Source organism: Crocosphaera sp. Alani8 (assembly GCF_038442745.1).
In the GTDB taxonomy this organism is placed as follows: domain Bacteria; phylum Cyanobacteriota; class Cyanobacteriia; order Cyanobacteriales; family Microcystaceae; genus Crocosphaera.
Genome location: NZ_JARVCN010000235.1, coordinates 20,416 through 33,202 on the forward strand (window position 1 = coordinate 20,416; position 12,787 = coordinate 33,202).

Sequence of the window (12,787 nt, forward strand, 5' to 3'; positions counted from 1 at the left end):
AAATTAGCTATTAACTAACTATGAATATGATTATCAATAACTGTCAAATTATAGAAAAGATTTACGAAAGTTCCCATTCTTTAATTTATCGAGGTCTGAGGGAAGAGGATCGACAACCGGTTATTTTAAAAATTCTTCAAGAAAATTATCCAGACCCCTTTACTTTGTCACAGTTTAAACAAGAATATAATATACTTAGTATTCTAAATTCTCGCAGAATTATTAAAACCTACGGTATCGATAAATATCAAAAAACTTTAGTAATAATTTTAGAGGACTTTGGAGGAATATCTTTAGACTCGTTATTAAAAGATTATCAGCTAACTATTGAATCTTTTTTAGATTTTGCTATCAAAATTGTTGAAGGATTAGAGATTGTCCACGATTCTAATATTATTCATAAAGACATTAACCCAACCAACATTATCATACACCCTAGTAGTAAAGAAATCAAATTAATTGATTTTGGAATTTCAACCCAACTAACTTTAGAAAATACTAAAGAATTTAATCCTAATTTAATTGAGGGAACCTTAGCTTATATGTCTCCCGAACAAACGGGAAGGATGAACCGAAAAATTGACTATCGTACTGACTTTTATTCTCTTGGAGTAACCTTTTATGAAATGTTAACTAAGCAACTTCCTTTTATTACAGAAGATCCTTTAGAGTTAGTTCACTTTCATATTGCTAAACAACCGACTTATCCCCATGAGATAAATGCAGATATTCCTCCTATCCTTTCGGATATTATTATCAAACTGTTGGCGAAAACACCAGAAAAAAGGTATCAGAGTGTTGCAGGAATAAAAAATGATTTACAGAAATGTGTATATCAATTAAAAGAAAAGAATCAAATCAAGATGTTTTCTTTAGGAAAATATGATGTATCTAATAAATTTAAAATACCACAGAAATTGTACGGTAGAAAAAGGGAAATAGAAACTTTAATTAATACCTTTGAAAAAGTGACACAAGGACACAATGCAATGATATTAGTGTCTGGAAATCCTGGTATTGGCAAATCTGTTTTAATTCGTGAAATTTACCCTTATGTGGCTCAGAAAAAAGGGTATTTTATCTCAGGAAAATTTGAACAATTTCAACGCAATATTCCTTATGCAACCATAATACAGGCTTGTCAAGAATTAGTTAAACAATTATTAACAGAATCCAATCAAAATATCAATCAGTGGCGCGATAAATTATTAGACGCTTTAGGGGTTAATGGACAAGTTATTATTGATGTTATCCCTGAAATTGAACAAATTATAGGAAGCCAACCAACTGTTGTTTCATTAGAACCAAAAGAAGCACAAAATCGGTTTAACTTAGTATTCCAAAACTTCTTAAAGGTCTTTACTAAAAGACAGCATCCTCTAGTAATTTTTCTAGATGATTTACAGTGGTCTGATACGGCTTCATTACAATTAATAAGGTCTTTAAGCACCGTATTAGATGATCAATCTCTACTAATTATTGGTGCCTACAGAGACAATGAAATTGACCTAGCACACCCTCTAAAATTGACTTTAAATGATCTTCATAATCAAGGGGTAATCATCCAAGAAATTGTTCTTAAGAACTTAGCGGCATCCCACATTGAACTATTAATAAAAGAAACCGTAAAGTTAAAGCAGAAAAAATATAGAGACTTAGCAGAAATAGTCAGAAAAAAGACCAATGGGAATCCCTTCTTTATCAAAGAATTTTTACAGTCTCTTTATCAAAATAAAGTTTTATCTTTTCAAAATCAGCAAAAAAGATGGGACTATGATGAGAATGAAATTGAAACTTTACAAATTACTGAAAATGTGGTTGACCTGATGACAAATAACATCAGAAACATCCCTACAGAAGTACAGGAAAGTATCAAGATAGCTGCTTGTATTGGTAGTAAATTTGATTTAGCGACCATAGCACAAGTAAGTCATTGTTCCCAAATTGAAGTAGCAGAAAATTTGCTACAAGCTTTAGAAAAGGGATTGATAACCCCTATAAATAATCAATATAAACTCATTAATAATTATCAAGAAAGCCAAGAAATACCCGAATCATTAAAAATTAGCTATCAATTTTCTCATGATCGTGTACAACAGGCAGCTTACTCCTTGCTACCTAAGCAGAAACAAGAAGAAATACACTATAAAATAGGAACTTTCTTACTAAATTACATCCCAAAAATAAAACAAGAAGAAAAAATATTTGATGTTGTAAATCAAATTAATATTGGTTATAAACTGATCAATGATCCTTTAGAATATGAGAGACTAGCTGAACTAAACTTAGTTGCTGGAAAAAAAGCAAAAGCATCAGCAGCTTATGAAGTGGCTTTAAATTATTTACAGTTTGCGATTAGTTTTTTAGAAGAAGATAAAATTTGGGAAACTAAATATCAGTTGGCTTTAGAACTTTATTTAGAAGCAAGCGAATCTGCTTCCTTAACTAATAGGTTTGAGATTATGGAAGCTTTAGTTACAACTATTATCAACAATACACCATTTCTGTTGGACAAAGTTAAAGCCTATGAAATAAAAATACAAGCATTTACTGCCCAAAATAAGTTGCGAGAAGCTATTGAATTATCCTTATCAACGTTAGCTTTATTAGAAATAGATATTCCTCAAAGTCCAACCAAATTAGAAATCCAAAATTCTTTACAAGAAACCAACACTTTACTAAAAGATATAGTTATTAAAAACCTAGTTAATTTACCCCTTATCGAAGATGATAAAGCCATAGCAGCTTTGAGAATTTTAGTTACTATGAGTATGGCTGCATACTTAGCAAGTTTTCCACTGTTTATTGTCACCGTTACCCAACAAGTTAAGCTATGTTTGCAGTACGGAAACTCCCCTGAAGCTTGCGTTGCTTACGCCTTTTATGGTCAACTTTTATCTCAAATCAGTGAAAGGTTTGATGATGGTTATGAGTTTGGAGAACTAGCTTTATCGTTATTATCAAAACTTTCAGCGAAAAGATTAGAATCACGAACTTATTTTATTGTTGTTTTATCTATTAGACATTGGAAAGAACCCATAAATCAACTATTAAATCCTTTAAGATTGGGTTATGAAAAAGGATTAGAAACAGGTGACGTAGAGTATGCGATGTGGAATGCACAATTATATTGTAATTATTTATTTGCCACTGGAAAAGAACTAAATCAGGTTAAAAGCGAATTAACTAAGTACACACAAGCTGCTAGAAAAATGCAAAGTAAGAACAGTCTATATTTCTTAGCAATGAATCATCAACTTGTGCTTAACTTACGCAATGAATGTAAGTTTCCTTGTCGTTTAGTGGGGGAAGCATTTAACGAAGATCAGATGCTTCCATTGTATAAGCAAGGTAATTATAATCTGGCTTTATTTCATATTTATACTCATAAAACTACCATTTGTTATTTATTGGGTGATTTAGAAAATGCCTTAGAATGTGCAATAGAAGGAGAGAAATATATAGGAGGAATGTTAACCCCAGGAACTCCGAAGTTTCTCTTTTACTATTGCTTAACCCACTTAGCTATTTGCCATCAAAAATCTTTTGAAGAACAAGAAAATATAATCGAAAAAATTACTCAATGTCAGACGAATCTGAAACTTTTGGCAACTCATAACCCTAGCCACTATTTAGGAAAACTTTATTTAATTGAAGCCGAATTATGTCGAGTCTTAGGTGAAGAGCAAAATGCCAGAGACTATTATGATCAATCAATTGCAGCCTTGGAAAACAGTGATTATGTCCATGAAAAAGCGATCGCTCATGAATTAGCCGCCAAATTTTACTTACAGAAGAATTATGGCCACATAGCTTATTATTATTTACAAGATGCTTATTATTATTACAAAATTTGGGGGGCTACGGTTAAAGTAAAACAGTTAGAAGAAACCTATCCTCAGCTACTAGCAACAAATACTAACCCTACAGAAGAATTAAAAATAAAAGCAACGGCAAAAGCCTTAGTGGAAGAGTTAGATCTTGATAGTATTCTCAAAGCATCTCAAGTTATTTCGGGTGAAATTGTTTTGAAGAAACTGTTAGAAAAACTCATGAAAACAATCATCGAAAATGCAGGGGCCGAGAAAGGATTTTTATTACTAGAAAATAATAATAATTGGTTTATTGAAGCTGAAGGAAACATCGAGGATAAAAATCTGACCATATTACAATCAATTCCTCTAAATAACTCTGAAAACGATAACCACGAGATTAACCTATCAATTTCCATTATTAATTATGTAGCCAACACTAAAGAAAATGTGGTTTTAAACAATGCAACTCAAGAAGGTGAATTCACACAAACCACATACATTCTTAACAATCAACCAAAATCAATTCTTTGTACCCCTATTCTTAATCAAGGAAAACTAAACGGAATCATCTATTTAGAAAACAACTTAACCACAGATGCTTTTACCCCCAGCAGAATAGAAATTGTCAATATTTTATCCAGTTCAGCTGCTGTTTCCATAGAAAATTCTCGTCTTTACGAACAATTAGAAGAATATAATAAAACCCTAGAAAAGAAAGTTCAATTGAGAACCCAAGAATTGCGGGATAAAAATCAACAATTAAATGTAACTTTGACCCAACTTAAAGCAACGCAAAATCAAATTATTGCACAAGAAAAATTAGCCTCTCTTGGTGCATTAACTGCCGGAATTGCTCACGAAATAAAAAACCCACTCAACTTTGTTAACAACTTTGCAGAACTTTGTGTGGAATTAACAGAAGAATTACAAGAAGAGATAGGAACCCAAAAAGAGAAATTAGATGAAGAAACAATCGATTACATCGAAGAAATTTTAGAAGATGTTAAACAAAATTCTCACAAAATCCATGAACACGGACAACGGGCAGATAAAATTGTTCATGGAATGTTGATGCACTCCAAAGGGAAATCGGAACAACGACAATTAACCGATATTAATAATGTATTAGCAGAATCGGTCAATTTAGCCTATCACGGAATGCGATCTAAAGAACCATCTTTTAAAATTAAAATTGATACCAATTATGATAGTAATGTTCCAGAAATTAATGTTGTTCCCCAAGATATTAGCCGTGTTTTTCTCAACGCTATTAATAATGCTTGTTACGCAGTTCATCAAAAAAGCAAATCCCTCGACAATAGCTTTGTACCAACTTTAGGAATTACCACAAAAGCTACAGATGAGGAAGTGGAAATTACTATTTATGATAATGGTCAAGGAATTTCTCAAACTATTATTGACAAAATTTTCAATCCTTTTTTCACAACAAAACCCACCGGAGAAGGTACAGGTTTAGGACTATCCATTAGCCACGATATCATTGTTCAAGGACATCAAGGGCAAATTTTAATAGACAGCGAAGAAAATACATATACCAAATTAAAAATCATTTTGCCCAGAAAAAACCCCACAGGAAAAATTAATTATAATTAGTTGAAACTGGGATGAGACTTGGGAGCAGAATCCAACTTGACAGAAGTAATAATAATGTGACGATTGCTATCAAAACAAAGCCATCCTTGACGTTGAAACTCTCCCAATAAACGAGTCACCGTTACCCTGGTGGTTGCGATAGCGTTGGCCAAATTTTGATGGGTTAAACGAACCTTGATGCGAGTCCCTTTTTCTACGGTTTCCCCTAACTCTTGTTCCAGTAAATGAAGTAGCTGTTGTAGACGATCTTCAACCCGTTTTAATCCCGAAATGGCTAACAAAGCTTCCGTTTGACGCATCCTTCGGGCCAGTTGAGTAAAAGCCATTTGACTCAACTCAGCAGAGTTATTCAAATCTTCTATTCCGTACCACTTTAGATAAAGACCGGATAACCCTTTCACTTGATAGGAGTCCACAAAAGTTAACCAGGAACCAAAAAAAGTCCCAGGTTGCGCCCATCCTAGCAAAATTTCGTCTCCTTGGGGGGATAGCTGACTCAATTGAGCAACACCACGATAAACTTGCCAAACACCTCCACCAACTAAGGGAATCGTTTCCCCTCGTTCATAAAAGTGTAGTCGTCCATCCTCTGTCTCTTCCAGGAGCAGAGGTTGCGTCGGGTTGTAGGCTAGTAACATCTTAATTTCAGTCTTTCCACCATCAAGGGACAATACTCTACGAAACAGTCTAAAAGATCAAGGTAAATATTGGGTAATCATCAGATTAAAAGACTCAAGACCCTGGGTCAAACTTTACAAAAATCTATTTTCTGCTACAGTGGCTTACAACTCTTTAACTTTCTTAATGGAATATAAGAGATTACTCCTGCACTCACTTATGAATTTATGAAATTATTATCTAGTAAACTAATCGTTGCTGGTGTGAGCGTTTTTGTCTCCTTAGTCTCCCACTCTATAGTTATCGCCTCTGCTGAAGAAGAAACAGGGACCAAATTACAGAACCCTCCTTCTACTCGCTATTTACCCCAAACCCCTGTATCTTCCAGAGGTTATATCTGGCCGTCTCAAGGGAACTTAACCTCTGGTTTTGGGATGCGTTTTGGTAATCTCCATGCAGGTTTAGATATCGCCGCCCCCATTGGCACCCCTATTCTGGCAGCAGCCTCCGGTGTAGTGGTTTTTGCAGGTTGGAGTAGTAAAGGTTTAGGTTATCAAGTTAGTATCCGTCACTCCGATGGGAATGTAAGCGTTTATGGACATAACCAACGGCTTTTGGTAACTTCGGGTCAAACCGTAGAACAAGGTCAACAAATAGCCGAAATGGGTAGTACAGGCTTTAGCACTGGACCCCATTTACATTTTGAGATTCGTCCTGGGGGCAGAAAATCTGTCAATCCCGTCGCTTTTTTACCCCGTCAAGGACCATCTCTAACCCCCGAACAAGCGGAGTTAATTAGAAGACGTTAATCTATTTTTATCGGTGAAAAGGAATAGAAATCAAAGGTAGTAGGGTGATTATTACACAGTACCAATTGATGCCCTCAAAGTTAATATAATCTGATTCATTAAATAAGGCATTGATTCTCTCTTCTAGTCGGTTATCTAAATCTATACCATGAAACCCTGCTTCTAATACTCCTAAAGGGTTGGCCGTTGCTATTCTATTAATTTCTTGAGCAATAATAAGTAAACATTCTGCCAAGGTTAAAGGGTCAACTTTTTGGGATGCTTTTTGATCCGCTCTAATTTCTCTTAATAACAGTAGACTGCGCCACAATTCCTCGGTTTTAGGTAACCAAAAGCTAATACGTCTCAACCAGCCTAACCAGAAAAACCAAAAAGTATCGTGGTAGTAAATGTGTGCCTGTTCGTGGGCAATAACTGCTTTTAAATGTTCTTCGTCTAAAGTGTTTAAAATACCGTTACTAACGATCAGTTCTGGATTCCAAAATCCAACCTGTGCGCTATAGGGTAAATTGGTTTCTAAAATTCTTGTGGGGATATTATAAATATTTTTCCGAGGATATCCTTTTACTTTTTGGGTAGAAAGCCACCCCTGATAGGTAATTTCTAACCCTCGGATAAAGCTAAATATTAAAAAACAAACTGCTAATAAATAACTGAAGCGACTGGCAGGGAAACCTAGCATTTCCCCATGATAACCCATAGAAATAACGGCGATCGCAGTCATTAATAATAATAAAGGTGGTGCTAAAAAAGCAATCAGCGATCGTTGCCAACAACTCATACCATAAGAACACACAGAATATAAAAACCGTATGCCAAAAGCAACCGCTAAAGCTACAACAATCATCATTAAGTGCATGGTTAAGGATTCCCCCTTTGACGACGAATGGCCTGAAGACGAGTTGCGATCGCTTCTAATCGTTCTAAACTGGTTGCATCTAGACTATCAGCAAAGGATGCTACCATATCTGGGTTACTAATGGCCAAAAATTGTTGTAATTGTTCATAAGCTTGTAAAGCTTTGGCTTGTTCTCGGGATACTAAAGGTTCCCAAGTAAAAGCTTTATTGGTTTTGCAACAGTTGAGCCAGCCTTTTTTCGTTAAACGGTTCAAAACAGTGGTCACAGAAGCATAGGCTAATTCCCTTTCTGGATCAGCCAAAATGTGGTCGTGTATTTGCTTAACCGTGGCCTGGCCAAAGTCCCAGACAATTTCTAAAATTTCTGTTTCCAAGGCACCTAAAGACAGTTTTTGGGGACGATATTCGGGTAAGGGAGACATAGAGCAGTTATGATTAAATCATGGTGGTATTGCTGGTTATCTTACTAACACTTTTTCGTAGTCAACCATAAATGTTGTCTTAACTTAATACTTATCCCCAGATTATAACCTAACTCCGAACTCAGGTTTATTATTTGATATGATTACAATATGTAAAGAAAATGAGACAAGGAACTAAAGAATGCGAGTTGCGATCGTTGGTGCAGGTTTAGCAGGTATGGCCACGGCCATCGACTTAGTGGACGCGGGTTGCGAAGTAGAAATCTTTGAATCTCGTCCTTTCGTCGGTGGAAAAGTGGGTAGTTGGGTAGATAAAGACGGAAATCACATCGAAATGGGTTTACACGTCTTTTTCGGTTGTTACTATAACCTTTTTGCCTTAATGAGAAAAGTCGGGGCGATCAATAATTTACGCCTCAAACAACACACCCACACCTTTATTAACCGTGGGGGTAGAATTGGGGAGTTAGACTTTCGTTTTGCTGTCGGCGCACCTTTGCACGGTTTAAAGGCGTTTTTTACCACCTCCCAACTTTCAGCTATCGACAAAATGGCCAATTCTTTGGCTCTGGGAACCAGTCCCCTAGTACCCGGTTTAGTCAACTTCGAGGGCGCGATGAAAACTATTCGCAACCTAGACTCCATCAGTTTTGCCGACTGGTTTCGTAAGCAGGGGGGTAACAATGGAAGTTTAAAACGGATGTGGAACCCCATCGCCTATGCTTTAGGGTTTATCGATACAGAGAATATTTCCGCCCGTTGTATGTTAACCATTTTTCTCTTTTTTGCCACAAAAACAGAGGCTTCTATCCTGAGAATGTTAGAAGGATCACCCCATGAATACCTCCATAAACCTATCACAAATTATCTAGAAAGTCGTGGAGTAAAAATTCATACCAGACGCAGAGTAAGGGACGTTTTATACACAGAAAATAGCGATAAAACTGAGGTTACAGGATTAGTTGTTGCCTCTGGAGAAAAAGAAGAAACTATTACCGCCGATGCTTATGTCTGTGCTTGCGATGTTCCTGGAATTCAAAGATTAATACCGAGTGCTTGGCGTAAGTTTCCCCTGTTTGATAACATCTATCAATTGGAGGCGGTTCCCGTCGCAACGGTGCAATTGAGATTTGACGGTTGGGTAACAGAGTTAGAAGACGAAAAAAAACGTAAACAGCTAGAAAAAGCAGCCGGAATTGACAATTTACTCTACACAGCGGATGCTGATTTTTCCTGTTTCTCTGATTTAGCTTTGAGTAGTCCTGGGGACTATTATAAAGAGGGAGAAGGATCGTTATTACAATTAGTTTTGACCCCTGGTGATCCCTTTGTCAAAGCAAAAAACGAAGACATTGCTAACCACGTTTTAAAACAAGTTCACGAGTTGTTTCCCTCATCGCGAGACTTAAATATGACTTGGTATAATGTGGTTAAATTGGCCCAATCTCTCTACAGAGAAGCCCCAGGAATGGATGTTTATCGACCTTCTCAGTCCACTCCCATTCCCAACTTTTTCCTAGCAGGAAGTTATACCCAACAAGACTATATCGATAGTATGGAAGGAGCTACTATTTCAGGGAAACAAGCAGCACAAGTTATTTTAGAAACAGCAGAAACCATTAAAAAATCCCCTCAAGTTTCTACAATTGGCTAAAATGAAGGGTAGGGTTGGGATTCCTAACCCTACTTTTAATAATTTTGTCAAGATAAAATGTCTAACTGGTTAGAACATAGCGTACAAATTGAAGTCGATGCTCCCATAGAATTAGTGTGGGGATTATGGTCAGATTTAGAACAAATGCCACAATGGATGAAGTGGATCGACTCAGTTAGGATATTAGATGAAAACCCAGAATTGTCACGCTGGAAATTAGCCAGTGGTGGCTTAGAGTTTACTTGGTTATCAAAAATTTTAAAGGTAACTCCCCATCAAATCATACAATGGGAATCGGTAGATGGTTTGCCCAATCGTGGAGCAATTCGCTTTTACGATCGCCAAGGTAGTAGCATTGTTCGCTTAAGTGTTGCTTATGGTATTCCTGGATGGTTAGGGAAATTAATGGATAACCTGTTTTTAGGTAGAGTGGTAGAATCAACTATTATGGCTGATCTCGAAAGATTTAGAGATTATGCGATGAAAGCAAAGGAAAATGGATAGTTACCCGAGTTCGGTGTTCGGCGTTAAGTCTTGATAAAATTATTGTTCTATAAATTCGGCACTTTTTCAATCTGAAAGTATCCAAATACTAATTAATTTATTCAAGATTCCTTATTCATTAATTCAAACAAGTAATCAACTCTCTTTTCCAGTTTGAGACGTTCCTTACTCGCCATTGATAGTTGCTGCTCTAATCCTTGTGTTTTAAGCTGAAGTTCTTGACGTTCTTCTTCAGATGCAATTAGCTGCTGATGCAATATTGATAGTTGTTGCTCTAATCCTTGTGTTTTAAGCTGAAGTTCTTGACGTTCTTCCTTAGATGCAATTAGCTGCTGATGCAATGTAGAAACTTCTTGTTTTTGTGCTTCGATTAACTTTTCTAATTCATATTTAAAACACCAAAAATCCTTATTTAACTGTTTCAATTTAAAACTAACTTGCAATCTTTCTTCTCTTATTCTGACTAATTCTTCTCTCAACTGAGAACCCACAGATCTCTCACTAAAATCCAATTCCCCTGGGTTTTTCAACATCCACTGTTCCCCATGTATATGAGGAGAAACCTCCGCTGCTTGAATCAGGGTAAATTCTCTGTTTTGAGAAGCTTCATATTTCTTACAATCAAATAAAAGTTCAGTAACTTTTACGGATTGAACATTAATTTTAATGGTGTCTTTTGGCACTAACCAATAACTTTCTGGTTCCGTCCCTATCAACCAATAATTGCCACGAGTAACTTTTTCTAAATAAATTTGCCCATGTTGACGTTGGCGATAAGTCTGAGCAGTTAAAGATACTTCTATGGCAACTTCAGCTAAGATTTGAGGACAATCTTTGTATAAGTCTACTAACTGCTGTTGAGTAATATTTAATTTAGCAAATTTCTCCTGTTTCCAGGCTCCAGTAACCCGAGAAGCGTTAAGCATTCCCCAAGGATGATTTCCTGCTTCGAGGGATTTTTCTAGAGTCTGGAATCTGTTTTCCAAAGAAATTAGCCGATCAATCAATTGTTGTTCTTGTTGTTCCATAAATAGTTCTTCAATTATGACTAATTAGGGAGATAATTCTGTGAAGCCGAATTCACTACCTTGTGGAGTGGCAGGAGCATTGCTACTAGCTCTTACCAAAACAGGCTCAGAAACCCGTTCCCCGTCTTTAAATGTTAAGAGTTTATTTGAGGCTTCTGACTTGACTCCATTGTTATTAATTAAGGGTAATTGGTTGAGGATATCTTTTTGAGTTGGGTTATTGTAATCATCTGCGGCATTGTTGATAGCTTCAATCAAAGCCTGAGTGGCATCAAAAGCAGATACTGTACGCCAATTAATATATCCCCCCCAAGAAGTTGCCGCTGATTGTTGATAATCCTCAGCTATGGTGATAGGGGTAACTACTACCATATCCTCAATAGAATTCCCTCCCTGAATTAAAGTATCTGGAAGATAAAGTGTATCACTACCTAATACATCGATCTGCTTATCAATTTTCTTAGCAATTCTAATTGCTACCGATGTTGTTTCCGTACTAGGTAATAAAATTGCCACTGATTTTTTCTTCTCTTCTTCAGTTTGCGGGATATTTCTTTCAACGTTGTCTTCAACATCAAAGTCAGGTGGGTTAATATTTATCTTATTCTTAATTACTGCAGAATCCAAATCTTTTTCTAACTCTTCTAGAAAACTTTTACTATAATTGCTTTTATCATCGTAAAAAATAACCACATTATCACTCTTCAAGTCATTTTTGACATATTTACCCATGACTTTTGCCATCTCTTTATTATTAGCAACTGTCCTGAAAAAGTTACCCCCTTGAAGAGATGTACTTGTGGCAGTAGGAGAAATCATAGCTATACTGTTCTCTTGATAGCAAGGTAAAGCGGCTTTGCTGGCCTCGCTGGAATTATGGCCTATCACCCCCAAGAATTCCCCATCCTCGTTGATATATTGAGCTACCCTAGCAGCAATGGTAGGATCATTACCGTCATTAATAATAACTACCTCTAACAAACTATTTCCTATTCCTTGAGCCTTATTAAAGGCATCCTGAGCATCTGCTATCCCCCGCAAAATTTCTTTTGCAGAAGTTCCCCTACTGTCAATGGGTACTACAGCAGCTATTTTGAAGGGATTTGCATTTTCTCTTGCTAAGGCATTATTGTAATAAATTTTTGCTTCGGGATCTACGCGATCTGCATCTCTTGCTTTTCCAAAAAACTCTTTTGCATCCCTATACTTGCCCGATTTGAACTCATTAATCCCCCAATTTAAATCCCTATTAGTGTTATTCTCAGAAAAAAGTTCTCTTTCTCCACTACTAAAACGTTTTTCTTCTAGGTTGACTTCATCAACAATACATGCGCTCTCAGTAGGAGAAGGAGTATCTTCGGGGTTAGAGTTGTTGGCCTGATTCTGTAAACCATAGACTGCTCCGGCCACAGCTAACCTGCATTATTCATGAGAGAATTAAGAACAAGCATGAAAGCCTTATGC

General features: G+C 36.3%; 9 protein-coding genes. 4 read left to right on the forward strand and 5 right to left on the reverse strand.

Translation table 11 applies throughout. The features are described 5' to 3' along the window. The first annotated feature begins 20 nt into the window (after positions 1-20). Positions 21-5,429 (forward strand): ATP-binding sensor histidine kinase, encoded by a 5,409-nt coding sequence (locus P9B04_RS13990; RefSeq protein WP_342055602.1) that lies wholly within the window; start codon positions 21-23, stop codon positions 5,427-5,429. Here P9B04_RS13990 and P9B04_RS13995 read toward each other — a convergent pair. Next, entirely contained in the window at positions 5,426-6,067 is a 642-nt protein-coding gene (locus P9B04_RS13995) for a Crp/Fnr family transcriptional regulator (RefSeq protein WP_342055603.1), read from the reverse strand. The two genes, P9B04_RS13990 and P9B04_RS13995, sit on opposite strands and share 4 nt — an antisense overlap. Before the next feature lie 207 nt (positions 6,068-6,274). Here P9B04_RS13995 and P9B04_RS14000 point away from each other — a divergent pair, with 207 nt between their 5' ends. Continuing rightward, on the forward strand, positions 6,275-6,856 hold the full coding sequence (locus P9B04_RS14000; protein ID WP_342055604.1) for a M23 family metallopeptidase: 582 nt from the start codon (positions 6,275-6,277) through the stop codon (positions 6,854-6,856). A gap of 7 nt (positions 6,857-6,863) precedes the next feature. On the opposite strand, the gene P9B04_RS14005 is transcribed toward P9B04_RS14000, so the two are convergent. Beyond that, a complete protein-coding gene (locus tag P9B04_RS14005; protein WP_342055605.1) occupies positions 6,864-7,715 on the reverse strand; it encodes a M56 family metallopeptidase in 852 nt (283 codons plus the stop codon). Positions 7,716-7,717: 2 nt separating this feature from the next. Continuing rightward, complete coding sequence (locus tag P9B04_RS14010) at positions 7,718-8,137, reverse strand: BlaI/MecI/CopY family transcriptional regulator (RefSeq protein ID WP_342055606.1); 420 nt, start codon at positions 8,135-8,137, stop codon at positions 7,718-7,720. 181 nt (positions 8,138-8,318) lie between these two features. On the opposite strand from P9B04_RS14010, the gene zds reads away from it, so the two are divergent. Both zds and P9B04_RS14020 read left to right on the forward strand, forming a co-directional pair. Then, entirely contained in the window at positions 8,319-9,791 is a 1,473-nt protein-coding gene (gene zds, locus P9B04_RS14015; protein WP_342055607.1) for a 9,9'-di-cis-zeta-carotene desaturase, read from the forward strand. 57 nt (positions 9,792-9,848) lie between these two features. Further along, positions 9,849-10,295, forward strand: a complete 447-nt coding sequence (locus P9B04_RS14020; RefSeq protein WP_342055608.1) for an SRPBCC family protein — start codon at positions 9,849-9,851, stop codon at positions 10,293-10,295. A gap of 101 nt (positions 10,296-10,396) precedes the next feature. Here P9B04_RS14020 and P9B04_RS14025 read toward each other — a convergent pair whose 3' ends face one another. Together P9B04_RS14025 and P9B04_RS14030 are read right to left on the reverse strand one after the other, a co-directional pair. After that, positions 10,397-11,323 (reverse strand): hypothetical protein, encoded by a 927-nt coding sequence (locus P9B04_RS14025; protein ID WP_342055609.1) that lies wholly within the window; start codon positions 11,321-11,323, stop codon positions 10,397-10,399. A 24-nt stretch (positions 11,324-11,347) separates the two neighbouring features. Continuing rightward, positions 11,348-12,733 (reverse strand): ABC transporter substrate-binding protein, encoded by a 1,386-nt coding sequence (locus P9B04_RS14030; RefSeq protein ID WP_342055610.1) that lies wholly within the window; start codon positions 12,731-12,733, stop codon positions 11,348-11,350. Positions 12,734-12,787: the final 54 nt, after the last annotated feature.